General features: G+C 65.4%; 25 protein-coding genes and 1 tRNA gene. 18 read left to right on the forward strand and 8 right to left on the reverse strand.

Annotated elements, in window-relative coordinates; translation table 11 throughout:
- The first annotated feature begins 27 nt into the window (after positions 1-27).
- A tRNA-Val gene (locus tag LI337_RS14310) sits at positions 28-102 on the forward strand.
- Between the two features lie 84 nt (positions 103-186).
- Here LI337_RS14310 and LI337_RS14315 read toward each other — a convergent pair.
- On the reverse strand, positions 187-1,416 hold the full coding sequence (locus LI337_RS14315) for a hypothetical protein (RefSeq protein ID WP_227230548.1): 1,230 nt from the start codon (positions 1,414-1,416) through the stop codon (positions 187-189).
- 149 nt (positions 1,417-1,565) lie between these two features.
- Between LI337_RS14315 and LI337_RS14320 the strand changes: the two genes are divergently transcribed.
- Positions 1,566-2,705 (forward strand): CBS domain-containing protein, encoded by a 1,140-nt coding sequence (locus LI337_RS14320; protein WP_227230550.1) that lies wholly within the window; start codon positions 1,566-1,568, stop codon positions 2,703-2,705.
- 72 nt (positions 2,706-2,777) lie between these two features.
- Here LI337_RS14320 and radB read toward each other — a convergent pair whose 3' ends face one another.
- Complete coding sequence (radB, locus tag LI337_RS14325; protein WP_227230552.1) at positions 2,778-3,476, reverse strand: DNA repair and recombination protein RadB; 699 nt, start codon at positions 3,474-3,476, stop codon at positions 2,778-2,780.
- A gap of 70 nt (positions 3,477-3,546) precedes the next feature.
- Here radB and LI337_RS14330 point away from each other — a divergent pair, with 70 nt between their 5' ends.
- Both LI337_RS14330 and glmM read left to right on the forward strand, forming a co-directional pair.
- On the forward strand, positions 3,547-4,314 hold the full coding sequence (locus tag LI337_RS14330) for a hypothetical protein (RefSeq protein WP_227230553.1): 768 nt from the start codon (positions 3,547-3,549) through the stop codon (positions 4,312-4,314).
- Positions 4,315-4,413: 99 nt separating this feature from the next.
- On the forward strand, positions 4,414-5,778 hold the full coding sequence (gene glmM, locus LI337_RS14335; RefSeq protein WP_227230555.1) for a phosphoglucosamine mutase: 1,365 nt from the start codon (positions 4,414-4,416) through the stop codon (positions 5,776-5,778).
- A gap of 45 nt (positions 5,779-5,823) precedes the next feature.
- Here glmM and LI337_RS14340 read toward each other — a convergent pair whose 3' ends face one another.
- The 3 genes from LI337_RS14340 to LI337_RS14350 all read right to left on the reverse strand — a co-directional run bounded on the left by LI337_RS14340 (position 5,824) and on the right by LI337_RS14350 (position 8,386).
- Positions 5,824-6,573, reverse strand: a complete 750-nt coding sequence (locus tag LI337_RS14340) for a sugar phosphate isomerase/epimerase family protein (RefSeq protein ID WP_227230557.1) — start codon at positions 6,571-6,573, stop codon at positions 5,824-5,826.
- An 83-nt stretch (positions 6,574-6,656) separates the two neighbouring features.
- Positions 6,657-6,950 carry a DUF7536 family protein gene (locus LI337_RS14345; RefSeq protein WP_227230558.1) on the reverse strand — a complete coding sequence of 98 codons (294 nt, stop codon included), beginning with the start codon at positions 6,948-6,950 and terminating at the stop codon, positions 6,657-6,659.
- Positions 6,951-7,027: 77 nt separating this feature from the next.
- Entirely contained in the window at positions 7,028-8,386 is a 1,359-nt protein-coding gene (locus LI337_RS14350; RefSeq protein ID WP_227230560.1) for an MFS transporter, read from the reverse strand.
- Between the two features lie 274 nt (positions 8,387-8,660).
- Between LI337_RS14350 and LI337_RS14355 the strand changes: the two genes are divergently transcribed.
- From LI337_RS14355 to acs, 6 genes are all read left to right on the forward strand, one after another.
- On the forward strand, positions 8,661-9,701 hold the full coding sequence (locus LI337_RS14355) for an AAA family ATPase (RefSeq protein WP_227230561.1): 1,041 nt from the start codon (positions 8,661-8,663) through the stop codon (positions 9,699-9,701).
- Between the two features lie 83 nt (positions 9,702-9,784).
- The gene (locus tag LI337_RS14360; RefSeq protein WP_380700220.1) at positions 9,785-10,375 is read left to right on the forward strand and encodes a protein sorting system archaetidylserine decarboxylase; all 591 of its coding nucleotides are present in this window, start codon (positions 9,785-9,787) and stop codon (positions 10,373-10,375) included.
- Between the two features lie 156 nt (positions 10,376-10,531).
- On the forward strand, positions 10,532-12,232 hold the full coding sequence (locus LI337_RS14365; RefSeq protein WP_227230564.1) for an acyl-CoA mutase large subunit family protein: 1,701 nt from the start codon (positions 10,532-10,534) through the stop codon (positions 12,230-12,232).
- Between the two features lie 102 nt (positions 12,233-12,334).
- Positions 12,335-12,610: a winged helix-turn-helix domain-containing protein gene (locus LI337_RS14370; protein WP_227230906.1), complete on the forward strand. Its 276-nt coding sequence runs from the start codon at positions 12,335-12,337 to the stop codon at positions 12,608-12,610.
- A gap of 82 nt (positions 12,611-12,692) precedes the next feature.
- Positions 12,693-12,995 carry a DUF8036 family membrane protein gene (locus tag LI337_RS14375; RefSeq protein ID WP_227230566.1) on the forward strand — a complete coding sequence of 101 codons (303 nt, stop codon included), beginning with the start codon at positions 12,693-12,695 and terminating at the stop codon, positions 12,993-12,995.
- 134 nt (positions 12,996-13,129) lie between these two features.
- The gene (gene acs / locus LI337_RS14380) at positions 13,130-15,121 is read left to right on the forward strand and encodes an acetate--CoA ligase (protein ID WP_227230567.1); all 1,992 of its coding nucleotides are present in this window, start codon (positions 13,130-13,132) and stop codon (positions 15,119-15,121) included.
- A gap of 63 nt (positions 15,122-15,184) precedes the next feature.
- Here the strand turns inward: acs and LI337_RS14385 are convergent, their stop codons facing one another.
- A complete protein-coding gene (locus LI337_RS14385; protein ID WP_227230568.1) occupies positions 15,185-15,445 on the reverse strand; it encodes a DUF7576 family protein in 261 nt (86 codons plus the stop codon).
- A 210-nt stretch (positions 15,446-15,655) separates the two neighbouring features.
- Here LI337_RS14385 and LI337_RS14390 point away from each other — a divergent pair, with 210 nt between their 5' ends.
- From LI337_RS14390 to LI337_RS14405, 4 genes are all read left to right on the forward strand, one after another.
- Positions 15,656-17,266, forward strand: coding sequence for a long-chain-fatty-acid--CoA ligase (locus LI337_RS14390; protein ID WP_227230569.1), 1,611 nt, complete (start codon positions 15,656-15,658; stop codon positions 17,264-17,266).
- Positions 17,267-17,404: 138 nt separating this feature from the next.
- Entirely contained in the window at positions 17,405-17,755 is a 351-nt protein-coding gene (locus LI337_RS14395) for a winged helix-turn-helix domain-containing protein (RefSeq protein ID WP_227230570.1), read from the forward strand.
- A 106-nt stretch (positions 17,756-17,861) separates the two neighbouring features.
- Entirely contained in the window at positions 17,862-18,134 is a 273-nt protein-coding gene (locus LI337_RS14400; RefSeq protein ID WP_227230571.1) for a DUF7521 family protein, read from the forward strand.
- Positions 18,135-18,994: 860 nt separating this feature from the next.
- Entirely contained in the window at positions 18,995-19,495 is a 501-nt protein-coding gene (locus LI337_RS14405; protein WP_227230572.1) for a hypothetical protein, read from the forward strand.
- Between the two features lie 262 nt (positions 19,496-19,757).
- Here LI337_RS14405 and LI337_RS14410 read toward each other — a convergent pair whose 3' ends face one another.
- Positions 19,758-19,898, reverse strand: a complete 141-nt coding sequence (locus LI337_RS14410; protein ID WP_227230573.1) for a hypothetical protein — start codon at positions 19,896-19,898, stop codon at positions 19,758-19,760.
- Between the two features lie 25 nt (positions 19,899-19,923).
- Positions 19,924-20,412, reverse strand: a complete 489-nt coding sequence (locus LI337_RS14415; protein WP_227230575.1) for a type II toxin-antitoxin system death-on-curing family toxin — start codon at positions 20,410-20,412, stop codon at positions 19,924-19,926.
- Positions 20,413-20,952: 540 nt separating this feature from the next.
- Here LI337_RS14415 and LI337_RS14420 point away from each other — a divergent pair.
- The 4 genes from LI337_RS14420 (at position 20,953) to LI337_RS14435 (ending at position 26,046) form a co-directional block, all read left to right on the forward strand.
- Positions 20,953-22,134: a homing endonuclease associated repeat-containing protein gene (locus LI337_RS14420; protein WP_227230576.1), complete on the forward strand. Its 1,182-nt coding sequence runs from the start codon at positions 20,953-20,955 to the stop codon at positions 22,132-22,134.
- Positions 22,135-22,497: 363 nt separating this feature from the next.
- Positions 22,498-23,052, forward strand: coding sequence for a type IV pilin domain-containing protein (locus tag LI337_RS14425; protein ID WP_345777763.1), 555 nt, complete (start codon positions 22,498-22,500; stop codon positions 23,050-23,052).
- Between the two features lie 93 nt (positions 23,053-23,145).
- Positions 23,146-23,712, forward strand: coding sequence for a hypoxanthine/guanine phosphoribosyltransferase (hpt, locus tag LI337_RS14430; RefSeq protein ID WP_227230578.1), 567 nt, complete (start codon positions 23,146-23,148; stop codon positions 23,710-23,712).
- A 441-nt stretch (positions 23,713-24,153) separates the two neighbouring features.
- Positions 24,154-26,046 carry an ABC transporter substrate-binding protein gene (locus LI337_RS14435; protein WP_227230580.1) on the forward strand — a complete coding sequence of 631 codons (1,893 nt, stop codon included), beginning with the start codon at positions 24,154-24,156 and terminating at the stop codon, positions 26,044-26,046.
- Positions 26,047-26,052: the final 6 nt, after the last annotated feature.

Here is a 26,052-nt window from a genome sequence, read left to right on the forward strand (position 1 = left end):
TGGATGCGACGAGACGCATACCAGATCGGGTTGGTGGTCTAGTCTGGTTATGACACCTCCTTGACATGGAGGAGGCCGGCAGTTCAAATCTGCCCCAACCCACTTCTTCCGTCTTTCAGGCCCGACAGTCGCCTCCGAAGCGGGCCGTCTCCCGGGACCCGACCCCCGAGCGACCGCACCGTTCTCTCACAACCCGACCGCCTCGGCGTGGCCGACGAACCCGGATCGACTCAGTCCCACGTCGTCCCGCACCTTCCGCCGCAGGCCACCCATATCGCGCTCGCTCGTCACGAAGACGTTCTCGTCGCCGGCACCCGCGTTCTCGGCCGACTCGGCTCCGAACCACAGCGAGTGAGCCGCGATCTTCTGTGGGTCCCAGACGGTGCCGAGGAACCGGTTCCCCTCGCCGGTGCCGACGAAGACGCAGGTGTCGGTGCCGTCACTGCCGACGCTGCGACCGGGCTGGATCTGCACGTCGAGGAAGTGGTTCGCGTTCACGTCCGGGTCGGTCCCGCGCAGGGCGATGCCGGCGTCGGTCTGGGCGTCGCAGAAGATGCGCTCGAAGGCGTTCCCGTTGATGAACCCGTAGCCGTCGTCGCTGTTCGGGGCGTCACACCGCAGTTCGAGGCCGGTGCCGAACCCGTAGACGTACACCTCCTGGACCGACTGGAAGGCGATGCCCGACGCGCTGGTCGCAAGCGAGACGCCGACGCTGGTCGTGTCCGAATCACGGGGACCGTTCAGGAACAGCCCGCGAACCGGCCCGCGACAGCGCCAGCGCAGGGGTTTGTCGGCGGTGTCGTAGAGGATGTCGTGCATCGGCTCCTCGGGGCCGGCCATCACCGACGCGCCGGGACCGACGCGCCAGTAGTCGTTGTCGCAACTGACGACCGCCGACTCGTAGTCGATGTCCGCCCCCGGAACGTCCACGACACCGTTACAGACGTGGCCCGCCGGTGCCACCTCGAAGACGTTCGCGTCCCGCGCGGGCCGGACCCACGCGCCGTTCAGATCGAGCGTGACGTACGGCGGGATCTGGAGGTCCGCGAAGCTGTACGTCGCGGTCGGATCCAGACGGACGACACCTCGGCGGTGTTCCTCGTAGGTGGCGAGCAGTGCGGCCTGCACGTCACCCGGGGGGGTGAACGCGAGACCGGTTCCGATGCGTGCCGACGTGTCGCCGCCGGCGTCGGCGTCAGACTCCTCGCTCGCGGCGGTCGCGGGCGACGACCCACCGCCGGTCCGCGTTCCGAGTCCGTAGCCGCCGAGGAGGCCAGCAGAGCCGAGCAAGCCGGCGCCCAGCGCCTGCCGGCGCGAGACCGAGAGGTCGTCGCGGGCGTCGAGTACGTCGGCGACCCGGCTGGCGAGTTCGTCGAGCTGTGCGTCCGAGAGGTGTAGAGGGCTGTCAGCGGGCACGTGATACCACCGGTTACCGGTTGACAGGCCATCCACGGGGATAAATCGTGTGTCCGTCTCGCAGTCGGGGAACAAGGTTCGGTACCAAGTCACACTCGGCGGACGGGAAACAACTTTCAATACCTGCGCGCGTCTACGTCAAGCACGTCATGGACATTGCTGATATTGTAATCCGGGAGTACGTCGAGGTAGACGCGGGCAAACGTCTGGGCAAGGTCCGCGCCATCTTCGAGCGGGAGAACCCGAAGGGCATCGTCGTCACCGAAGACGGCGAGTACGCCGGGGTGATCGGCGAGCGCCAACTCGTCCAGAGCCACATCGAAGACAACACGAAGGCCTCGGCACTGATGAAGTCGGCACCGCGCATCGACCGCTACGAGGACATCCGCGAGGTCGCCCGCGTCCTCGTCGAGGGCGGCGTGAAGATCGCCCCCGTCTACGAGGGCGAGAAGCTCTACGGCGTCATCACCGAGGACGCCATCCTCGACGCCGTCATCGAGAACCTCGACGCGCTGACCGTCGAGCAGATCTACACCGAAGACATCGTCACCATCGACGACGACGACCGCGTCGGTCGTGCGATCAACCGCCTGCGCGAACACGGTATCTCCCGGCTCCCGGTCGTCGACGACGGGAACCTCGTCGGCGTCGTGACGACCCACGACATCGTGGACTTCGTCGTCCGCGACCAGGACCGACAGGGCAAGCGCGACCGCGCCGGCGACATCGACCGGATGCTCGACCTGCCGGTGTACGACCTGATGTCGTCGCCGGTCGTCACCGCGACCCCCGGCGAGACGGTCCAGACCGCCGTCGAGCGTATGCTGGCCGAGAACATCGCCGGTCTGATCGTCACGCCCGAGGACGACGACAGCGAGATTCTCGGCGTCGTCACGAAGACCGACGTGCTCCGGGCGCTCACCTTCACCGAGGAGGAGCAGATGGACGTGCAGATCACCAACATCGGCCTGCTCGACACCATCACCCGTGAGGAGATCACGAACGCGATCACCGAGGTCGCGGACAAGTACTCCCGGATGCAGGTCCACCACGCCCACGTCCGGTTCCACGAGCACAAAGAGAAGCTCCGTGGTACGCCGCTGATCCAGGCGCAGATCCGGCTCCGGACCAGCCACGGCCAACTGGCCGGCTCCGGCGAGGGCTACGGCGCGGAACACGCCTTCCACGTCGCGCTCGACAAACTGGAGCGCAACGTCCTCGAACTGAAGGGCGTCAACGCCGACGAGAAGTACCAGGGACAGCTCCTGCGGAAACTCGGCGAACTGTAAGCCGACGCCGTCCTCTCGGTGTCGGCCAGTGCCGTCCTCTCGGCACGAGCCAACGCCGTTCTCCAGATCGACTCAGAACTCTTCGACCGCCGACAGTCCGGCGTCGGTGATCTGGAACTGCGCGCTCTCGCCGGCCGCTTTCGCGCGGTGTTTCTCGAGTGTCGCGCGGCGATTCCCGCCCCGGAAGCGATCCAGCCTGAGGACGGCGGCGGTCAGGTGCTCGAGCGTGTTCCCCCCGAGCGGCCGCACCCGGTCGCTGTCCGGGTCGGCGAACACCTGGTTCGTCAGGACGACCGCGACGTCGTGTCTCCGGGCGAGCGACAGCAGGTGCTGGACCTGTCGCCCGAGTCGCCGCAAGGTGTCGCCGGCCTGCTGGTCCTCGCCACGCTGGAGGCGGTAGAAGCCCGTCGCGGAGTCGAGGACGATCAGGTCGGCGGTGTCGGCGAAGTCGGCGGTGTCCCGGACCGCCTGTTCCTGGTCCTCGAAGTCGTAGGCCTCCGAGACGACGATCCGGGACGTGATGTCCTCGACGCTCTGCTCGGGCGTCGCCACGGCGTCGGCGAGTTGCTGGAACCGTTCGAGCGACAGACCCTCGGTGTCGACGTACACCGCCCGGCCGCCGTCGGCCGCGACCGCGACCGCCGCGGACAGCGCGAGGTTCGTCTTCCCGGCGGCTGGCTCGCCGTACACCTGCGTCACCGCGCCGCGCTCGAACCCGCCCCCCAGCAGATCGTCGACCGGCGCACAGCCCGTCGTCAGATGGTCGGTCACACCCCGAGTTGGCGCGGTCTCCGGTAAAAGCTCCCGGTACGTTTACTCTCTCGGCCGCCTACTGCCGGGTGTGATCGTCGTCGCCACCGAGGACTTCGAGTTGTACCACGACGCCGTGGCCGAACTCCGCGACCGGGGTGTCACCTTCACCACGATCCAACCGGACGAGCCACTGCCAGACGGGACGCGCGTCGTCGTCACGAGCCCCGCAGACCACGTCGCCGCACTCGCGGCAGACGACGGACCTGGCGACGGCGACACTGCCGACGTGACCGTCGTGCGAGCGACCGGCGAGGAGGCCCGGCGGGCGGTCGAGGAGGCGCTGGCGTCACTGCGAGGCTCGGGCGGCCGGACCGTCATCGGCGTCGACCCGGGCGAACGACCGGGCATCGCGGTGTTGTCGGGCGAGACGGTCGTCGCGGTCTTCCACGTCCCGCTCTCGGACGCGGTGGCGACGATCGAACGGGAGGCGGCCGACGCGGTCGACCCGCTGGTCCGGATCGGCGACGGCGCACGACTGCAGGGGGCGACGATCGTCAACGAGATCGAGGACGTGCCCGTCGAGGTGGTCGACGAGACCGGGACGACGCCGTACCTCGGCACCGGGACGCGCGGGATGGGCGACGTGCTCGCCGCGGTGAACATCGCGCGACTCGAAGGTGAGCGCGTCGACGCCCGGGACGTGGACCCGACCGACGGGGAGTTGCAGGTCATCAAGAACCGCTCCCGGCGTGAGGGTGACGCGAACCGGGCGATCGACGAGTCGCTCGCACGCCGGGTCGCGTCGGGGGAGTTGACCATCGAGGAGGCGGTTGAGGAACACCGGGACGAGGAGTGAGTTCTCCTCACGGCCGTCCCAGCACACGGGCCACACACCCGACGAGTCGGCTTGGCGGTTCGGAACCCATTTGACGCCTGCCCGTCCATCACCACCCGAATGAAGATCTTCGGTTCGAGCGGGACACGGGGGGTGGTCGGCGAGCAACTCACCCCGGAGTTCGTCCTCCGGGTGGCGAAGGCGGCCGGGACCGTCTTCGGAGCCGACCGGGTGGCTATCGCCCGCGACACCCGCGTCACCGGCGAGATGTTCGCCGACGCCGCCAGTTCCGGTCTCGCGGCGGTCGGGGCCGACGTGGACCGTCTCGGCGTCACGCCGACACCCGCCGCGGTTCGCTACTGTGAGATCGAGTCGGTCCCGGCGGTCGTCATCACCGCGTCGCACAACCCGCCGGAGTACAACGGCGTGAAACTGGTCGGCGACGACGGCGTCGAACTCGACGTGAGCACGCTCGAAGACATCGAAGACCGCGTGCTGGCCGACGAGTACGACTCGGCCGCGTGGGACGAGACCGGCGACGTGCGCCGGATCGAGTCGCTCAACGACGACTACGTCGACGAACTGCTCGAAAGCGTCGATCGGGAGACGATCGCCGACGCCGACCTGACCGTGGCGCTCGACCCCGGCCACGGCGCGGGCGCGCTGACCAGCCCCGACTTCTTCCGCCGCCTCGGCTGTCGGGTCGTCACGGTCAACGCCCAACCGGACGGCCACTTCCCCGGTCGGGACCCCGAACCCGTCTCGAAACACCTCGGGGACCTCCGGCGACTCGTCCGGGCCGCAGACGCCGACGTGGGTATCGCCCACGACGGAGACGCCGACCGGGCCGTCTTCGTGGACGAACACGGCGAGGGGATCAACGGCGACGCCTCGCTCGCGGCGATGGCCGCCGACGCACTCGATCCGGGCGACGCCACAGTCGCGGCCGTCAACGTCAGCCAGCGCCTCGTCGACGTCTGTGAGGATCGCGGCGCGACACTCGAACTGACGCCCATCGGCGCGACGAACATCATCACCCGTATCCGGGAGCTACAGGCCGAAGGCGCGACCATCCCCATCTCCGGCGAGGGGAACGGCGGGGTGTTCTTCCCGCCGTACCGACTCGTCCGGGACGGCGCGTACGTCGGCGCGAAGTTCCTCGAACTGCTGGCCGACCGCGACGCGACCGCGAGCGAAGTCGTCGCGCCGTACACCGACTACCACAACGTCCGGATCAACGTCGCCTACGAGACCGACGCGGAACTGGACGCGATGCTGTCGGCGGCCGCCGACTACGCGCACGGCGCGGACGCCGACCTGAACACCATCGACGGCTACCGCCTCGACTACGGGGACGCGTGGGTGCTCGTGCGCCCCTCCGGCACCGAACCGAAGGTGCGCATCTACGCCGAGGCGGGCGACCCCGACCGCGCCCGCGACCTCGCCGAAGGTGTCGAGTCGGCACTGCTGGCCGCACTGGCCTGATCCTCACCCGACCTCTCTCGTCTCCCGGCGCTGGCGTCGACCGACCTAGTTCACCGTCGAGAGGACACTGCCCGCGTGCTCCAGCGACGCCAGTGGATCGCTCGGGGCGTCGTGTTCGTAGATCAGCCAGTCCACGTCGGCCTGCCGGGCCGCCCGCGCACACTTCTCGACCGGGACGTCACCGGAGCCGAGTTCGACCGGCCGACCGCCGCGCTCTGCTGCCGAGTCGACCAGCACGTCCTTCAGGTGGACGGCGGGGATCTGGTCGCCGTACTCCTCGAGCAGTGCCACGGGGTCCTCGCCGGCCGCGACTGCCCACCCGACGTCGAGTTCCAACTGTACGTCGAGTGCCCAGTCCGCGAGACACTCGAACGCGGTGCGGTCGGTGCCCGGCACGTCGACGAACTCGTGTTCGTGGTTGTGGTACCAGAGGTCCACGTCGTGACCCTCCAGCACGACCGCCAGATCGGAGAGGTGGCGAGCCGTTCTGCTCACGGCGCTCTCGCTCTCGAAGTGTGTCTCGTCGAGGTAGGGGACGACGACGGCGTCGGCGTCCACCAGTTCGGCGGCGGAGACGCACTCGCCGAAGTCGTCTTCGATCTGTTCGTAGGGCGTGTGGAGACCGGCGGCCGCGAGACCGAGACGATCCATCGTGTCTGCCACTGCACCGACCGTGGTGTCGGGGAAGCCGGCGAACTCGACGGCGTCGACGCCGGTGTCGGCCACACGGTCCAGCAGGCGGTGGAGGTCCCAGTCCAGGTCGCGGAAGGAGTAGAGTTGAACGGCGGTCTGCATGCTGGCGACTGGATGGCCGGGGGAGAAAGGCGCTTGGGTTCGTGACGACCCGCGCCGGACTGTCGGCCTCGACCGTCGCCCGGTCAGTCCAACTCTCTCGTCAACCGGTACGCCGACACCACGGTCAACACCGCCGTCACCAGCAGGGCGGTCGCGGTCGCCAGCACGAAGGCGAGCATCAGAAAGTAGCCCTCCGCGCCGAGACCGGGGTACTGGCGCGTCCCGCCGAAGGGACCGAGCAGTTCCAGCACGCGGACGAGGTACGCCCCGACCGCGAGCAGGAGCCCGGTAGCGAGTCCGATCTTCGCGTTACGCGGGACCGACAGCGCCTGGATCAGTCCGCCCGACGCCGGGCGCTCGGGCACGTCCTGTGACACACGAGTTCGTTGGCACGCGAGCGACTAAGCCGCGTCGGTTCTGCGGAGTGTCTCGTCCTGCGAGATACGACCGCGACTCACGCGTAGGCCGCGAACTCCTCGCCGAAGACGAGAAACACCGCCACGCCGACCAGTCCGATCGCACTCGCCACGCCGAAGGCGAACTCGGGAGAGCCGGCGTACAGCGCCCCGCCGACCGCCGCCGAGGGGACGACGACCGTGTTCCGGACGAGGTAGTACGACCCGGTCACGCGACCGCCGGCGTTCTGTGCTGCGGGACCGACGATGAGCGCCTTGTGCGCCGGGAGACCCGCGAATCGGAGCCCGGAGAAGGCGAAGAGGACGAACAACAGCGCGGACGGAGTGAACGTGAACCCCGCCAGCGTCAGGCCCGACTCGGGGACCGCGATCAGGAGAATCGGGAAGACGGCGTAGACGACGAAACCGAGTGCGACGACCGGCTTCAGGCCGACGCGCTCGGCGAGTTTGGCGACCGGGACCATCGACAGCAGGGCGACCGCCATCTCGACCGACAGCAGGACGCCGAACAGCGCGTCGGGGTTCAGGAAGCCGACGACCGGCAGGGTGGCGCTGGCGGCGAGGAACTCGGTGACGACGATGACGAAGAAGACGTACACCATCCCGTTGGCGAAGCGAATCAGGGTGTCCGCGACGAGCAGGGGCTTCAGGGGACTCGGTAGGCCCGCGAGGTCTGCGAGGACCCCGGAGACGCCCGCGAAGGACTTCCCGAGGCTGTCTTCGCTCGCGTCGTACAGGAGGTGTTGTGCGACCGTGGCGAGCAGTGCGACGACGGCCGCGACCGCGAGGATCAGTCGGAAGCCGGCACCGAAGGCGTACCGCGCGAGCACGGTCGCGGCGAGCAGTGGTCCGAGGAGAAACGCGGTCCGGCGGAAGGTCTCGGTGCTGGCGAAGCCCGTCGCCAACTTCCCCGGCGGGACGCTCTGTTTCACGATGGCGAAGGTCGCCCCGAGGCCGAACGACTTCCACGCCTGCGCGAAGCCGAGGCCGAGGAAGATGCCGACCGGGAGCGCGACCGGTTCGAGGAGTGTGACCCCTGCGAGTGAGAGCCCGAGCGTCACGAAGCCGAACGACTCGGCGAACAGCCAGACGAGGAAGCCGACCGTCGAGGCGAGGCCGAACAGCGTCAGTGCCGACCGGGAGCCGATCCGATCCGAGAGTGCGCCGCCGGGGTAGGGGTAGACGGCGCTGATCAGGTTGCCGAAGCTCCCGAACAGTCCGATGGCGATACTGCTGGCACCGAGGACGCTCATGTAGCGTGGCATGTACCGCCCGGTCATCTGGAAGCCGAGCGAGAAGGCGAACATCGCGAGCGAGAGGACGAGCACGTCGCGTTCTAAGGCGAAGAACTGGCGGAAGTAGGTGAACGCGCCGACCTCGCTCTCGGTGTCGCTCATCGTCCGACTGTCTGTGTGACCCGGCAAAACCCCTGCGGATAGCGTCTCTGTGGCGTCGGTGTGCGGAACGTTGCCAGACGGAGCAGTCCGTCACGGGGTCGACCGAGGCGCGGGGTGCGCGAACCGTCGCCCGCACGACGACGCCAGCAGACTCGCCACCCAGTCGTCTCCGAGCGATCCACCCAGCTCTCCCGCGACGACGTCGACGATCGACCAGCGTCCGTCCCGTCCGCAACCGACCGATTCTTGCCCGCCCGTCGACTACCACGAGCCAATGGACGCGCCGCTGTGGACCGAGCAGTACGCCCCCGACCTCGCCGACCTGCCCCAGTCCGACGTCCGGGAGCGACTGACACTCGCCGTCGACGAGCCGATGAACCTCGTCGTGCAGGGACCGCCGGGTGCGGGCAAGACCGCCGCCGTGCGCGCGCTGGCCCGCGAGGCCCACGCGGACCCCGACAACGACCTCGTGGAGATCAACGTCGCGGACTTCTTCGACCGGACGAAAACGGAGATCCGCAACGACCCACGCTTCGCGCCGTTTCTGGAGGGGCGAAGCCGGATGGCGAAACGCGACATGATCAACCACGTGCTGAAGGAGTCCGCGAGCTACGCGCCGGTCTCCGGCCAGTACAAGACGGTCGTGCTGGACAACGCCGAGGCGATCCGCGAGGACTTCCAGCAGGCCCTGCGCCGCGTGATGGAGAAGCACCACCGGACGACCCAGTTCGTCATCACGACCCGCCAGCCCTCGAAGCTGATCCCGCCGATCCGGTCGCGCTGTTTCCCGGTGCCGGTGCGCGCGCCGACGACCGACGAGATCCGGGACGTCCTCGCCGGGATCGCCGACGCCGAGGAGATCGAGTACGACGCCGACGGCCTGGAGTTCGTCGCCGGCTACGCCGACGGCGACCTCCGGAGTGCGATCCTCGGCGCGCAGGCGACCGCGGTCGAACACGACGAGATCACGATGCAGTCGGCCTACGAGGTCCTCGGCGAGGTCGGCTGGGACGACGAACTCGCCTCGGTGCTGTCGGACGCGGAGGTCGGCGACTTCACCTCGGCCCGGAAGACGCTCGACGACCTGCTGGACGACGAGGGCTTCGACGGCGGGACCCTGCTCGCAGAACTGCTCCGGGTCGCGCGCAAGAAGTACGATGGCGACGACCTCGCGCGTCTGCACCGACTCGCCGGTCGGATCGACCTCGACCTGGCCGAGGGCACCGACGACCGTCTCCACCTGACCCACCTGCTGACGCTGTGGGCGACCGGCGAGACCGGCGAGCGCCGGGGCATCCGGGAGCAGTCGGCGTGACGACCGACGACGCAGGTGACGCCGGTTCCGCGTCTGACTCGACGCCGGACGACTCTCTCGACCGCCACCAGCCACCGAGTCGCGTGCCGGGGTTCGCCCCCGGCGTCGAGCGGTTCGGGACCGCCCTGCTCGTCGGGACGCTGGCGACCGCCGTGCTGTTCACGCCGGTCGTCGCGCTCCTGCCGGCCGCGCTGGTCGCGTTCGTGTGCTACTTCTTCCGCGATCCGGATCGGTCGCCGCCGGACGCACGGATCGTCGCGCCCGCAGACGGTCGGGTCTCCGTGATTCGCGAAGAGGGCGACCGCGTCCGGGTCGGCGTGTTCATGAACGTCACCGACGTCCACGTGAACCGCGCACCGGCCGACGGCGAGGTGGTCGCCGTCACCCACCGACCGGGAGCCAACAAGCCGGCGTTCGCGAAGGACTCGGACCGGAACGAGCGCGTCGACATCGACTGTGGCGACTACGACCTGTCGCTGATCGCTGGCTGGTTCGCCCGGCGCATCCACCCCTACGTGACCGAGGGCGACAGCCTCCGGCAGGGCGAGCGCGTGGGCCACATCGACTTCGGGTCGCGGGCCGACGTGTTGTTGCCACCGGAACTCGGTGTCGAGGACGTGGCCGTCGAGAGAGGCGACACGGTACGAGCAGGCGAGACGGTCCTCGTAGAGTAGACGACGACGCGGTTCGCGGCGACCGACCGAGTTCGTGACCGACCGAGTTCGTGACCGACCGAGTTCGTGACCGACCGAGTTCGTGACCGGCGACGCACGACGCCCAGACCGCCCCAACCAGAATCCTTAATGATCGGTCCGGCAAAACTTGCATCCATGTACGACGAGGACGAACTCGCCGAGATACGCGACTCACGGGAGGAGTGGGAGGCCGAGACCCGCGACCCGGTCCGCGAGCAGTACGGCGAGCGACAGGAGCGGTTCGCCACGGTCTCGAACCACGAGATCGAGGACCTCTACACACCCGCCGACGTGGCCGACATCGACTACGACGAGGACCTCGGCTTCCCCGGCGAGTTCCCCTACACGCGAGGCGTCTACCCGACGATGTACCGGGGTCGGACGTGGACGATGCGGCAGTTCGCCGGCTTCGGCACCGCAGAGGAGACCAACGACCGCTTCCACTTCCTCGTCGAGAACGGGCAGACCGGCCTCTCGACGGCCTTCGACATGCCCTCGCTGATGGGCAAAGACTCCGACGACCCCCTCTCGGACGGCGAGGTCGGGAAGGAGGGCGTCGCGGTCGACACGCTCCGGGACATGGAGATTCTCTTCGACGGCATCGACATCGGCGACGTCTCCACCTCCTTCACGATCAACCCCTCCGCGCCGGTGATCTACGCGATGTACGTCGCCTTGGCCGACCAGCAGGGCGTCCCGCGCGAGCAGATTCGCGGCACCCTCCAGAACGACATGCTGAAGGAGTTCATCGCCCAGAAGGAGTGGGTCATCCCGCCGGAGCCGAGTCTCGACATCGTCACCGACACCATCGAGTTCGCCGTGCGGGAGACCCCGAAGTTCCGACCCGTCTCCATCTCGGGGTACCACATCCGGGAGGCTGGGTCGACTGCGGTTCAGGAGTTGGCCTTCACGCTCGCAGACGGCTTCGCGTACGTCGAGGACGCCATCGACCGAGGGATGGACGTGGACGAGTTCGCCCCACAGCTCTCCTTTTTCTTCAACTCGCACAACTCGATCTTCGAGGAGGTCGGCAAGTTCCGCGCCGCCCGGCGCATCTACGCCCGGATCATGGACGAGTGGTACGACGCGGGCACGCCCGCCTCGAAGCAGTTGAAGTTCCACACGCAGACCGCCGGCCAGTCGCTCACGGCCCAGCAACCGCTGAACAACGTGGTGCGCGTCACGATCCAGGCGCTCGCGGGGGTGCTGGGCGGCACGCAGTCGCTCCACACCAACAGCTTCGACGAGGCACTCGCGCTCCCCTCCGAGCAGGCAGTGCGGGTCGCCCTGCGGACCCAGCAGATCATCGCCGAGGAGTCCGGCGCGGCCGACAGCATCGACCCGCTCGCGGGGAGTTTCATGGTCGAGTCGCTCACCGAGGAGATCGAAGCGGAGGCGATGGCCTACATCGAGGAGATCCGCGAGATGGGCGACGGGTCGGTGCGCGACGGCGTGCTCGAGGGCATCGAACAGGGCTACTTCCACCGCGAGATCCAGGACGCCTCCTACGAGTACCAGGAGCGCGTCGAGTCCGGCGAGGAGACGGTCGTCGGCGTCAACGCCTACGAGACCGAGGAGGACACCCGCCCCGAGGTGCTGAAGGTCGACGAGGAGACGCAGGACCGCCAACTCGGTCGTCTCGCGGACGTGAAGGCGGACCGCGACGACGACGCGGTGGAGGCGTCGCTCGATGCGCTCCGCGAGGCGGTCGACTCGGGCGAGAACGTGATGCCGTACATCGTGGACGCGGTGAAGGCGTACGCCACGATGGGCGAGATCATGGACGTGTTCGAGCGCAAACACGGCTCCTACCGCGAGACGATCGGACTGGCGTAACCCGTCTAGAGACCGAGCGGCGCTCGCACGCCGGGGGCGTCCGGTCGCAGGGGGGGTCCGAACCCGATGCACTTACGGTCCTCCTGTGACTTGACGAAAGAGATGGAGGGCGTACTCTGGTACGTGTTGACCGGGACCCGTGGCGGCGGGAACCGGGTGCGTATCATGAAAGCGATCGACGAACGCCCTCGCAACGCCAACAAACTCGCCGAGTCGCTCGACCTCGACTACACGACGGTCAGACACCACCTCGACGTGTTGCAGGACAACGACATCGTCGAGAAGAAGGGCGGCGACTACGGCGCGATCTACATCCCCTCGAACCGCGTCCGGACCCACTGGGACGTGGTCGAGCAGATAATGGAGCAGGTAGAGTGACGACGACGAGCCCACAGGCCGTTCAGATTCCGGACAGAGTTTGGAAAGAGTATAAACGCGACTGCCGACTAGGAGGTGTCACATGGCGATCTGGCTGGACGTAGCGCGAGTCGCGGCAGGTGTCAACATCCTGTTACTGCTCGGGTTGAGCTACGTCTGGGTCCGGAACTACGCCGAGTTCCGGTCGAAACACACGCTGGCGCTGATGCTGTTCGGTCTCCTCCTCCTCGTGGAGAACGCCGTCGCGCTGTACGTCTTCTCGCTGGACCCCATCCTCAGCGCGTGGATCTCCTCGTCTGACCCCATCGCCCAGTGGGCGATGATGGTGCTCCGCCTGCTGGAGTTCGGCGCGCTGGCGATCATGGCGTGGGCGACGTGGGACTGACGCGGCCGCGTCTCCTGGCCGTGCTGTGACGCCTACACCACGGCGACCTGGCCGTCGTCTCTCGCTTTCTCTCGCGGTGAGTGCCACCTCGTGAGGTAGGTTTATCACGGATCATTCTGACCTTTCGAACGGCTATGTCAGATGGTGACGCGGAACTAGAGGCGCGGCTGGCTGAACAGGAGGCGTTCGAGCCCCCCGAGGAGTTCGTGGCACAGGCGAACGTCACCGACGAGGGCATCTACGAGGAGTTCGCGGAGAACTGGCCGGACTGCTGGGAGCAGGCGGCCGGGATGCTGGACTGGTTCGAGGACTACGACCAGGTGCTGGACGACTCGAACCCGCCCTTCTACAAGTGGTTCACCGACGGGAAGCTCAACGCCTCGTACGAGTGTCTCGACCGCCACCTCGACGAGCGTGGCGACGAGGCGGCCATCGAGTGGGTCGGCGAACCCGTCGAGGAGGACAACCGCACGTTCACCTACGACGAACTCCACCGCGAGGTGAACGAGTTCGCGGCCGCCCTCCGGGAGATGGGCGTCGGCGAGGACGACATCGTGACGATGTACATGCCGATGGTCCCCGAGTTGACCATCGCACTGCTGGCGTGTGCCCGCATCGGCGCACCGCACTCGGTCGTCTTCGCGGGCTTCTCGGCGGACGCGCTCGCCACCCGGATGAACGCCGCCGACTCGGAGTACCTGCTCACGTGTGACGGCTACTACCGGCGCGGCGACCCCCTCGACCACCTCTCGAAGGCGAACACGGGACTGGAGGGCGTCGATCACGACACCCAGACGGTCGTCGTCGAGCGCTTGATGGACGGCGACGGCTTCGACCACGACCTCGCGGACGACCAGCACAGTTACAGCGAGGTCGTCGCGGCCCAGGCAGGCGCGGAGGTCGACCCCGTCGAACGCGACGCCGAGGACATGCTGTTCATGATGTACACCTCGGGGACGACGGGCAAGCCCAAAGGTGTCAAGCACACCACCGGGGGCTACCTCTCGTGGGCGGCGTGGACCTCCCACGCCGTCTTGGACATCAAGCCCGAGGACACCTACTTCTGCTCGGCCGACATCGGCTGGATCACGGGCCACTCGTACATCGTCTACGGTCCGCTGGCGCTCGGCACCACCTCGATGATGTACGAGGGGACGCCGGACTACCCGGATCGCGACCGCCTGTGGGAGATCGTCGAGGAGTACGAGGCGACCCAACTCTACACCGCTCCGACCGCGATTCGGGCGTTCATGAAGTGGGGCGCGGAGTACCCCGACAGACACGACCTCTCCAGTCTGCGACTGCTCGGGACGGTCGGCGAACCGATCAACCCGCGGGCGTGGAAGTGGTACTACAAGCACATCGGCGACGAGTCCTGCCCGGTCGTGGACACCTGGTGGCAGACCGAGACGGGCGGGATGATGGTCACGACACTGCCGGGGATCAAGACGATGAAACCCGGCAGTGCCGGGCCACCCCTGCCGGGTGTAGACGTACAGATCGTCGACACGATGGGCGAGGAGGTCGAAGCCGGTCGTGCGGGGTACCTCACGGTCAACAAGCCGTGGCCGGGGATGCTCCGGACGCTGTACAAGAACGACGAGCGGTTCATCAACGAGTACTGGGCGGAGTACTCCGACACCGACAGCGACGACCCCGCAGACTGGGTGTACTTCCCCGAAGACGGTGCGAAGATCGACGACGACGGCTACATCACGGTGCTGGGTCGCGTGGACGACGTGATCAACGTCTCCGGTCACCGACTGGGGACGATGGAGATCGAGTCGGCTATCGTCGGCGTCGAAGGTGTCGCGGAGGCCGCAGTCGTCGGCGGCGACCACGAGATCAAAGGCGAGGCCGTCTACGCCTACGTGATCCTCGAAGAGGGGCAGGAACCGACCGAGGAGATGCGCGGGAAGATCGTGCAGGGCGTCGACGACGCCATCGGCCCCATCGCCAAGCCGGAGCAGGTCGTCTTCACCGAGGAACTGCCGAAGACGCGGTCGGGGAAGATCATGCGCCGCCTGCTCGAACAGATCGCCAACGGCGAGGAACTGGGTGACACGACGACGCTCCGGAACCCGGAGATCGTCGCGGAGATCCAAGAGCGGGCACAGAGCGACTGAAGCGACCGTCAGCAGTTCTCATTTTTCGCCGACGACTCGTTCGAGTGCGCCACAGCAGATCGTCTACTCAGCGCCGACCCACTCGCGGATGCAGGTCTCGTTACAGAGGTAGTGTCGCTCTACGCCCGTCCGCGAACTGCGACCGTTTCGTCTCAGCCGAACGAGCAGGTGTCGCTCCTGTAAGAGCAGGTCGACGCCGCAGTTCGCACACGCCTCGCTCGACTCGTCGGTCAGGTCCCAGACGTGGTGTCTGGCGACACGCCCGATGGTCGTGTCGCTGTCGTACTCACGAGGCGTCGCACCGGTGTACTCCGAGAGTGCCATACCACGCGGTACTCCCCGCCCACTCAAGAGATTTTCCGGGGTAGCGGTACGGAGAAATATAGTCCCACACACACTGTGTCGGCGCTATAGAGCAGTGGGGAGTCGTATCGAGAGTCGGCGGTCGTCGGCGACGACGCCGGTCCGGTCGGGTGGTTCGTCGGTCGTCACGCCCAAAACTATATCACGAACGTTTCGGTACGTTTCGGTGAGATGGAGAAGCCACTTCTCGTCACCGACTTTCTGGACAGGGCGCGGGAGTACTACGGCGACCACGAGGCGGTGCTCGCGACGACCGGCGAGCGGTACACCTACGAGGAACTCGGTGCGCGCGCAGACGGCGTCTCGGCGCTCCTGCAGGCGAAGGGCATCGAGAAGGGGGACCGCGTCGCGGTGCTCGACCCGAACACCCACTACCACCTGGAGATGGCCTACGGGTCCATGCAGATCGGGGCGATCCACACCCCGCTGAACTACCGGCTGGTGCCGACCGACTTCGAGTACATCCTCTCGGACGCGGGCGTGGACGCGGTGTTCGCCGACCACGAGTTCGCCGAGAAGATCGAGGCGGTCCGCGACGAGATACCGACCGAGACGTTCCTCACCGACGACCCCGACGCCGTGGAGGGCGACTGGGAGGGCATCGAAGACGTGCTGGAACCGGGGGCGGACTACGACCGCCCGGAGATGCACGAAGACGAGACGATCACGATCAACTACACCTCGGGGACGACCGGCGACCCCAAGGGGGTCTGTCGGACCCACCGCACCGAGACGCTCCACGCCTACCTCATCTCCCACCACCAGGAGATCACCGACGACGACGTCTACCTCTGGACGCTCCCGATGTTCCACGTCAACGGGTGGGGCCACATCTACGCCGTGACGGGCAACGGCGCACGCCACATCTGCACGCGCGGCGTGGACGTGGCGGAGGTGTTCGACCACATCGCGGCGGAGGACGTGTCGTACTTCTGTGCCGCGCCGACCGTCCTCAAGCGCCTGCTGGACTACGAGGCGGACCACGACGTGACCGTCACCGGCGAGAACCCGGTCCGGGTGGCGACCGCCGGCGCGGCCCCACCCGAGGCGACCATTCGTGGTATCGAGGACGACTTCGGCTGGTACCTGAAACACGTCTACGGCGCGACCGAGACCGGGCCGCTCATCACCACCTCCGACGCCAAGCGGTTCTTCGATCAAGCGAGTCAGGAGCGGTTCGCCGTCAAGAAGCGACAGGGGATCGGCTACCTCGGCACCGAGATCCGCGTCGTCGACGACGACGGGACCGACGTGCCACGGGACGGGCAGACGATCGGCGAGATCGTCGTGCGCGGGAATCAGGTGATGGACCGCTACTGGAACAAACCGGAGGCGACCGAGGAAGCCTTCTCGGATCGCGTCGAGGGCTACTACCACATGGGTGACCTCGCGGCGGTCGACGAGAACGGTTTCCTGATCATCCAGGACCGCAAGAAGGACATCATCATCTCCGGCGGGGAGAACATCTCCAGTCTCGAACTCGAAGACACCCTGTTCGAGCACCCGGAGGTGGACGACGTGGCCGTCATCCCCGCCCCCTCCGAGGAGTGGGGTGAGACGCCGAAGGCGTTCATCGTTCCCCGGTCGGGCGATCCGATGGAACCCCGGACGACCCACGAGGAACTGCGCGACTTCTGCCGGGAGCGCGTGGCGTCGTACAAGGTGCCCGGCGAGTTCGAGTTCGTCGCGGAACTGCCGAAGACGGCGACCGGGAAGATCCAGAAGTACGAACTCCGCCAGCGCGAGTGGGACGACGAAGAGCGGATGATCGGCGAGGGGTGAGTGCTTCGCCGGTGGGCCGACGAGGGGAGCATTCCCGAATCCGGTCGCTGTCGGCGACTCTCGGCGACGTAACGACTTACTAAGCTGTCTTGCGGCGTGAGAAAGGGTTTTTATTCACCCGTTTGTTGGGTTTGTGTGATGGACGACGACCAGACGATCGAGGAGATCCTCGACACCATCGGGGACACCGAAGCACGGCGCGTGCTGGCGGCAGTGAGTCGGGACTCCCTCTCGGCGAAGGAACTCGGCGAGGAACTCGACCTCTCACTGCCGACGGTGTACCGCCGGCTGGAGATCCTCCAGGAACACGATCTGGTCACTTCGCGCACCCTCGTCGCGGAGAACGGGAACCACTACAAGGTGTTCGAGTGCAACTTCAACAGCACCGTCATCTCGCTGGACGACGACGAGTACAACGTCCGCATCTACCGGGAGGACAACCTCCCGGACCGGTTCTCGGATCTCTGGGACGACCTCAGTGGAGCGTAGGGGAGCGAGGGGACAGCGGGCCGCGACCGGGGAGCGACTGCGTCGGCCCCGATTTCGCTGTCGACGGTCGGAGATTTAATGACGGGTCGGGTGCGACACATCGACGATGGTTTCAGCCGCGTGGATCGCGCTCAGTGTCATGCGTCTCGTGCTGTTCGGTCTCGCACTCGGGTTGACGCTCATCAGTTTTCAGGCCTACACCAAGAAGCAGACCGACCGACTCCAGTACGCCTTCATCGGCTTCGCGTTCATCAGCATGGGCGTCGCGCTGATGACGCTGACGACACAGCTCACGGACACGCTCGTGCTGTTCCAACTGGTTCTCACTATCCCCTTCATCATCGGCTTCAGCATGCTGTACGTCTCGCTGTTCCGGTGACCGACCGGGTCTGTCGCCACCCCCTCGACACGTGTGGTGTCCACCGGATTCTCACACTCGGAACGAGCCCCCGAGTTTCCCCGAGCGCAGGTCTCGCCCCGTCTCCATCCGCCGTCGTCTCTTCACGACCGGCATATTCTCCCGGTAGAGGGCGTCTGGGTGCGTTTCGAGACCGAGTGTGAAGCTACTCGGCGGGTGTCGTGGCTGTCGGCTGTGCTCACGTAGAACTGGTTCTCAGGGCATGAAACGCCCGCGTAACGCAGATTCGGGTTCGTCTCCTGAGGGTGTCTCTGCGCCGTCCGTCCTCACGCTCGGGGAAATCGCCAGACGGAACCCGAGTGTGAAGATTTCGAGGCCCGAGAGACGGCTTTCGACCACCAGCCTGACCTTCGATGCGGCGCTCGTCGCCCTTCGAGAATCCGTCGTATTCGAGCCGTTCGAGACGTCAGACTGCTGAATCCGGGATTCATTGTCGATCTCTGATACACTCTCGTCGGCGTTCACACTCGGCCTTGAACCCTTGCCACACCGCTTCTACCGGGAGAATACGTCGATTGTGAAGATACGATGGCGCGTGCTGACGGCGCTATCGAGGCGCTCGGCGGTGCTCGACTGGCGGGGCCGTGTGTGACTCTGACTGCGTATGACTCACGGAGGCCGTGTGTGACTCTGGTTGTGTGCGACTCACGGAGGCCGTGTGTGACTCCCGGGGGGCGCGTGACTCTCCAGCAGTCGTCGATACACGCGACATCGTCTCCGGACTGCCCCCGTCTCGTGTCTACTCGTCGCGTCTCGCCGTCACTACAGCCAACGGTTGCGCTTACAGAAGGGATATCGCCCCCACTGCACACGACATGCCCATGGCGGACGACAAACACCGTGACGAGCGAGCGACCCGAGACGTAGCGCAGGGCGGCGTCTCGACTGTACTGTTCGGGTCGGGCCCACTCACCGCGCGCTGGCGACGACTCGCCGGGGTCGCGCTCGGACTCGCACTCGTGACCTTCACGGGGTACGAACTCGGTGTGTTCGCCGTCTCGGGAGGCGTCGTCTTCGTTCCGGCCCACGCCGCGCTGGTCTGTCTCCTCGCCGCTGGCTGGGCAGGCTACGCCCGAGAGGGACTGCTCGGCGGCTGGCTGCTCGCCGTGGCCACGCTTCTCGGCTGGCAAGCCGAGTGGGCTACAGAGATCTCTGCACGCCCGCTCGTCGAGCGCATCGCCTACGTCGTCGAACCGACTGGCCTCGCGGTCCTCGCGGTACTGGGCGCGATACTGGCCGTGCTCGGCTTCTCCGTCGGCGCGGTCGGCCGGTGGAGCGTCGAGCGACTCCGGGCTGGCAGGCAGGTGTCGACCGACGGCTGAGTGGCGTGGTGTGTGGTGAGTGGGTTCGGACACGCGCACATCATCTCCGGCTGTAGACACTCTGATTGTCTGAATCAACTGAACCAGCCCGCTGTGCGTAGTGAACTGTTTCACAGTCGCTCATATCCACAGTACGCTCACTGAGATCTACAGAGAACGCAAAGCGAGTGCCGCTGGGCGTGACTTCGAGGCAGTTCACTCGTCGGCTCGGGGAACGTGAACTGTGGACGGAGAGCGGTGAACAGTCGAGTGACGTGAGCCCCTATTCGTTTTCGAGGGCGTCGTAAATCTCGCGATGTTCGTCTCGGTCTGCCTTGGCGACCCGTATCACCAGTTCCCGACGGATGTCGTCCATCACGTCGTCGAGTGGCGTGCGGTCGCCAGTCTGCTCTTCTGTCGCCATACGTCGTCGTTGTCCACGAGTCCGGTTAATCGTTCGGGTCCGTCGAATCGTCAGCAAGTTTATCGAGTCCGTACTCGACGAGGTCGCCTCGCCACTCTGCGATGACGTCGTTCAGATCGACCTCGATGGTATTCGTTCGGAGATATTCGAGCACGTCGTCCTCGTCGACCGTCGTCTCGTCCGTCCCGAACTGCTTCAGTATCGCTCTCATATCGTTGTCGTACTCGAAGCGGTACCCGTTGAGCACATAGAAGACGACCACTGTGTTGAGCGCGGTACGTTTGTTTCCGTCCACGAACGGATGATTGGCAACGAGGAGCCGAAGGAGATGAAACGCCTTCTCGTGAATCGTTTCGGGGACCTCGCCGAAATTCCCTTCGCTGACGTACGCCAGGGCGAATTCGATATCTCCACGGCGATGGACGCCGGGGCTGGTGTCCGGATACTCGGAGACGATGTCCTCGTGGATGTTGAGCACGTCGTCGACAGACGGATACCAGAACGAGTCGGTCATCGGCGGCACATCACACCGAACGGACCTATTGGTTTCTCTCTCCGACGGCGTTCTCGGCGGATACAGGTGACGCGTTGGCGAACAGACCGGCGTCGCAGGTACAAGTGAATAGCGCGGTCCAGCCGAGTCGAAATACTGGATCTGATCAGGGACTCCACGCATCGAACGCGCTGGCGACGCGCCCAGTCTGCAGCACCGGCGTAACAACGGATCAGCAGCTGAGCGTTGCAATAGTGCCGGAATCTGCTAATCTGCCGTCTCGCGCGTGCCGCTGACTGTGTCGTTCACCGGTCGGAGGTGTGACGCTCCCTTTTAGCTCACGAAGTGTGGTTCTCGCAGGGCGTGAAGTCTCCGCTTCGTCTGCTCATCTCTCCGGATGGTTCGCGTGTCTGTTTTAAGGCGTTCGTCGACATGGTCCGGCGGGTGTGCTGTGTGAGTCAAGATGTTCAGGAGCGTGACCGCGAGCGGTTTCTCGCTCACACTGCGTGTGATGCGAGCGTTAACAAGCGAGAACGAAGCCACCGACCCCCGGAGTTGTGCATGACCGACGAGTTAGATGCCGAGACGCTGCTCGACGCGCTGATCGAACTCGCCGAGGAGCTGGGCGAGACGCCTACCCGCACGCAGATGAACGAGTTCGGGCGGTACTCACACGCGCCGTATTATCGTGTGTTCGGGAGCTGGAACGACGCCCTGCGGGCGGCGGGGTTGACGACGAACCACGAGAACGACGTGGCTCGGGAGGCGCTGGTTGCAGAGTTGCGGCGGCTGGACGACGAACTGGATCGACTTCCTCGGTTCGACGACATGGAGGAGTACGGCGAGTACTCGGGGTACACCTATCTTCGCCGGTTCGGGTCGTGGTCCGAGGCGAAGGAGGCCGCAGGGTTGGCTGGCGAGCGGCGGACCTCGCGGCGGATTACGGAGTCGGAACTGGTGGACGCACTTCTCGAACTGGCAGAGGTGCTGGGTCGTGCCCCGACGCAGGTCGAGATGAACGAACTGGGTGAGTTCTCCCAGCGGCCGTACTACCGGGTGTGGGGGTCGTGGGCAGATGCACTGGAAGCTGCCGGACTCGATGCGAACCACCGAAACGATATCTCGAACGCGAAACTTATCGCAGAGCTACGACGCCTCGACGACGAACTCGGCCACGCCCCTCGTGAAGAAGACATGCGTGAAGACGGTGTTTTCTCGGTTCAGCCGTACATCACAGCGTTCGGGTCGTGGACAGCAGCGTGGGATGCGGCAGGTCTCGAATATCGAACGCGCTATCCGGCCAGTGTGTCCCGCGAAGCACTGATAGACGCGATCCACTCACTCGCCGACGAACTGGGGTACGTTCCATCGCGTGAAGACATGATCAGAGATGGTGCGTATTCGCGGACGCCGTTCGAGTACGTATTTGGGTCGTGGAGTGCCGCGCTGGAAGCGGCCGGATTCCGACCGTACCGGATCACAGACACCGATTCGGAGTACGTCTACTACGGATCGGACTGGCCCGCACAGCGCGAGCGGGCACTCGACCGAGACGAGTGGCAGTGCCAGCGATGCGGGATGACGAACGCTGAACACCTGACCGAGTACGGATCGAGTCTTCACGTCCACCACATCCGCAAGTTAGTCACGTTCGAGGACAGCGAAGAGGCGAACCGGCTAGAGAACCTACAGACGGTCTGTCGGGACTGCCACGCGAAAGTCGAGCGACGCTCACACGAGTAAGTTCGAGCACACAGTAGAACACGAATCCCCCTCGATTCTAAACGCTCGAACTGTCGTACTGTTGCTCAGGATTCAAACGAAACGCCGGTCTTCGAGGGTTGAGACCGTGCTTAAACCGCTTTTCTGCATCGAGTCAGACAGATGAATATTCGCCGGCAAATCGCAGGACAACGCGGTGTTAGGGAGGCATTTAACGAGAGAGAAAATCGTAGAACCTTTTAAGTGCTAGTGGTCTGTAGCCGGAGGTAAGCACGCATCGAAGACTGGCCCAACTGGTAGGTACGGGGTACAAATCCCCGTTCGTCGTCGTATTACGGCGGTGCTACCGCCGGGCGATGCAGGACGGACCGGTCGTCGGTGTCCGTGCAAAGGAAACCAAACGAAACCATGAAACTTACAAGCGCACTCAAGGACTTCGTTTCAGGCGAAGATCGAGCTGTATCACCTGTAATTGGCGTGATCTTAATGGTGGCGATCACGGTAATTCTTGCCGCTGTGATAGGGACGTTCGTGCTGGGTCTCGGGGACAGCCTGCAAAATACGACACCGACCGCTAGTGTAAATTTCGCTGATTCGTCAGATACGTACGATGCCTCCGATAGTGACGCGATAGTCATCTCTCACAACTCTGGCGACGACTTGCCTTACGCTGACACCCAGATCGTCCTTCGAGACGCAGTTGACAACGAACAGTTGGCCGAGTTCGATCAAGGCTGGAGCGAAGGTGAACTGACTGCGAATCTCAATGCTAACGACTGGACCTCCAGTCAGAACGCATTCACCACTGGCGACTCAATCACGATCAATGACAACGACGGAACGGGCGGGAACGTTGATCTGACCGGTGACGTAACAGTTCAGGTCATTCACAAGCCCACCGGTAACACCGTATCGTCTGGTACGGTGACGGTCAGCTAAGCCGACCACCCCTCCTTCCATATTTTCACCGACAAGTAGCCACAGCCACCCCCAAACCGCCACCTTTTACCGCCGACCAGATATACGAGCGACATGGACCAGTTGCGGCAGTCCCTGTTAGACGCGCCGATCATCGAGAAGGGAGACTACGAGTACTTCGTCCACCCGATCAGCGACGGGGTGCCGATGCTGGAACCGGGCCTCCTGCGTGAGATCGTCATCCGGATCATCCGGAAGGCGAACATCGAGGACGTCGACAAGATCGTCACGCCGGCCGCGATGGGCATCCACATCTCCACGGCCGTCTCGCTGATGACCGACATCCCCCTCGTGGTCATCCGGAAGCGGGAGTACGGACTCGACGGCGAGGTGGCGCTGTCCCAGCAGACGGGCTATTCGGACAACGAGATGTACATCAACGACGTGACCGAGGGCGACCGCGTGCTGGTGCTGGACGACGTGCTCTCGACGGGTGGGACGATGAAGGCCGTCCTCGGTGCCCTAGACGGCATCGGCGCGGACGTGGCCGACGTGGTCGCGGTGATCAAGAAGGCCGGCCCGAACAAACTCGACGACAGCCCCTACGAGGTGAAGACGCTGATCAACGTCACCGTCGAGGACGGCGAAGTCGTCATCGTCGACGAACACGGCGACGGCTGAGTCGGCGAGTGCAGAACAGGTACGCGACGAACAGCACCTCGATCTGAGCGCGACGTTCTCGACTGTGCCGAGTAGGTAGGTGACGAGCAGGTACGCGACGAGTAGGTAGGTGACGAGCAGGTACCTCAGGAGCGTCCGATCCGAGCGGACAGGCGACGACTGACCACAGTGCGAGACGACACGAGACGACAGCGCCAGCCCTGCCTCCCGTTCGATTCGACAGCGCCGACCCTTGGCCGGACGACTCGACAAGCGGGTATCGACCGGAGCCGACTCACGGGTGCCAGCGTCTCTGACGGAAGATCGTGAGGGACCGTCGGAGATCGGGCCGTTTGCAGTCGGAGGTATTTTCCGAAACCGCATGACGCAACGGGACTTGATGACTGAAGTTTCCGCTTTCCTTATCGAAGCTTATTTGAATCGAACGGCATACTACGAGGTATGCCATCTGGCAACAAGCCAACTGACGAGGAGCCGACGAAGCTCCTCTTTCCGAAGCGACGCAGTTTCTTGAAGACGCTCGGCGTCGGCGGGGCCGCGGCCGGACTCGCCGGCTGTTCCGGGACGCAGAACCCCGGCGAGGAGACGACGACCGGCGGCGAGACGGAGACGGACAGCGGCATGACCGAGACCGACACCGGCGGAGAGCTCCCTTCGGGCTACGTGGCCGGTGCCGGCACCGACGCTCAGTCGCTGAACTTCCTGTCCATCGCCGACGTGCCGTCTGCGGACCGGGTCGGGTTGACACTCGACAGCGCCTACGCGATCACGACCGACAACGAGGTCTTCCCGCTGTGGGCGGACATCTCCTCGGACGACGGCCGCGTCTACACGGTCGAACTCCGCGACAACCTCCAGTGGGGCGCGGACTACGGCCAGATGACGAGCGAGGACTGGGTCTACATGATCAAGGAGGTCTTCCAGGCCGACGACAACTGGGCCGGCTTCCCGAACCAGAGCGACTGGCAGCGCGGCGGCGAGGCCATCCCGGTCGAGAAGACGGGCACCACCTCCTTCGAGATCCAACTCCCGGAGGTCGACCCGGCGTTCCCGCTCAAGCCGATCATGTGGGGTGCGTTCTGTATGCCGAAGGGCATCATCGAGAAGTACCGCCCGGACGGCGACCAGGAGGGCCTCGCACAGGACGAGGAGGTCCAGACGCTGGCGTACTCCGGCAACCTCGGGCCGTACAACTTCGAGACGTGGGACCGCGAGTCGGCGTTCGTCGCCACGCGCAACGAGGACTACTACATGCGCGAGGCCTCGGACGTGCCGGACGCCTGGACCGAGGCACCGTACTTCGACTCCTACACGTATCAGGTCATCCCGGAGGAGTCCACGCGACTGTCGGCGCTCCAGACCGGCGAGATCGACGCCTCCGGCATTCCGGAGACGAAGGTCAGCCAGTTCGAGGGGCTCGACAACGTCGACGTGAAGGTGATCCCGCAGGCGTTCATGAGTTCGCTCATCTACAACCAGCGGGCGAACGGCAACTTCTACGAGGCGCTCCGGCTGAAGGGCGTCCGGCAGGCACTCGCACACGCCGTCAACAAGCAGGCCATCGCGGACAACATCCTGCGTGGGTACGCGACGGTCGCACACACCTTCCAGCCGCAGTTCTCCGACTGGTACGTCGACGACCAGGTGACCGAGTACGGCGTCGGGGACACCTACGACCCCGAGACCGCCCGGAACATGCTGGAGAACAACCTCGACAGCACGCCGTACAGCTACGACGGCGACACCATCGTCGACGGCGACGGCGACCCGGTCACGCTGGAACTCGTCTTCGCACAGGGGACCGAGACGACCCAGACGACCGCCGAGTTCATCGCCCAGGAGTACGGCAACATCGGACTCGACGTGGAAGTGACGGGCGTCCAGTTCAACACGCTCCTGAACAAGTACGTCTCCAACAGCTACCAGGGAAGCGGCGAACCCGAGTTCAACGCCGGCCCGTACAACGGTGGCAACCGGGACAACTCCGTCAGCCCGGAGTCGTGGGACCTGATGACCGGCATCATCTTCAACACGTACCCACGGACGCCCTCGTCGACGCGTGACTTCACGATCAAGCAGGGCGGGATCAACTACTACGGCTACTACCCGGAGACGGACTTCAACGCGCTGTTCGACGAGGCGACGACGACCGTCGACGAGGACGCCCGCAGAGAGGTGTACTCCGACATCTTCGGTGCGCTCTCGGAGGAACAGCCGTTCAACTTCCTCAACATGGGCGTCGACATCATCGGCTACGACTCCCGCGTCGAGGGGCCGGTCGAGGAGTTCGGCAACGGGTGGGACAGCCAGATCTGGCAGTTCGCCCAGCAGTAATCGGCT

Origin of the sequence: Salinirubrum litoreum, from assembly GCF_020567425.1 — an archaeon.
Taxonomy (GTDB): Archaea; Halobacteriota; Halobacteria; order Halobacteriales; family Haloferacaceae; genus Salinirubrum; species Salinirubrum litoreum.

Coding starts and splice junctions, on each gene's coding strand:
- hpt (WP_227230578.1), top strand. CDS start 23,146: ATGGACCAGTTGCGGCAGTCCCTGTTAGACGCGCCGATCATCGAGAAG.
- acs (WP_227230567.1), top strand. CDS start 13,130: ATGTCAGATGGTGACGCGGAACTAGAGGCGCGGCTGGCTGAACAGGAG.
- LI337_RS14355 (WP_227230561.1), top strand. CDS start 8,661: ATGGACGCGCCGCTGTGGACCGAGCAGTACGCCCCCGACCTCGCCGAC.
- LI337_RS14420 (WP_227230576.1), top strand. CDS start 20,953: ATGACCGACGAGTTAGATGCCGAGACGCTGCTCGACGCGCTGATCGAA.
- LI337_RS14395 (WP_227230570.1), top strand. CDS start 17,405: ATGGACGACGACCAGACGATCGAGGAGATCCTCGACACCATCGGGGAC.
- LI337_RS14320 (WP_227230550.1), top strand. CDS start 1,566: ATGGACATTGCTGATATTGTAATCCGGGAGTACGTCGAGGTAGACGCG.
- LI337_RS14370 (WP_227230906.1), top strand. CDS start 12,335: ATGGAGGGCGTACTCTGGTACGTGTTGACCGGGACCCGTGGCGGCGGG.
- LI337_RS14435 (WP_227230580.1), top strand. CDS start 24,154: ATGCCATCTGGCAACAAGCCAACTGACGAGGAGCCGACGAAGCTCCTC.
- glmM (WP_227230555.1), top strand. CDS start 4,414: ATGAAGATCTTCGGTTCGAGCGGGACACGGGGGGTGGTCGGCGAGCAA.
- LI337_RS14365 (WP_227230564.1), top strand. CDS start 10,532: ATGTACGACGAGGACGAACTCGCCGAGATACGCGACTCACGGGAGGAG.
- LI337_RS14410 (WP_227230573.1), bottom strand. CDS start 19,898: ATGGCGACAGAAGAGCAGACTGGCGACCGCACGCCACTCGACGACGTG.
- LI337_RS14375 (WP_227230566.1), top strand. CDS start 12,693: ATGGCGATCTGGCTGGACGTAGCGCGAGTCGCGGCAGGTGTCAACATC.
- LI337_RS14415 (WP_227230575.1), bottom strand. CDS start 20,412: ATGACCGACTCGTTCTGGTATCCGTCTGTCGACGACGTGCTCAACATC.
- LI337_RS14340 (WP_227230557.1), bottom strand. CDS start 6,573: ATGCAGACCGCCGTTCAACTCTACTCCTTCCGCGACCTGGACTGGGAC.
- LI337_RS14400 (WP_227230571.1), top strand. CDS start 17,862: ATGGTTTCAGCCGCGTGGATCGCGCTCAGTGTCATGCGTCTCGTGCTG.
- LI337_RS14390 (WP_227230569.1), top strand. CDS start 15,656: ATGGAGAAGCCACTTCTCGTCACCGACTTTCTGGACAGGGCGCGGGAG.
- LI337_RS14385 (WP_227230568.1), bottom strand. CDS start 15,445: ATGGCACTCTCGGAGTACACCGGTGCGACGCCTCGTGAGTACGACAGC.
- LI337_RS14405 (WP_227230572.1), top strand. CDS start 18,995: ATGGCGGACGACAAACACCGTGACGAGCGAGCGACCCGAGACGTAGCG.
- LI337_RS14350 (WP_227230560.1), bottom strand. CDS start 8,386: ATGAGCGACACCGAGAGCGAGGTCGGCGCGTTCACCTACTTCCGCCAG.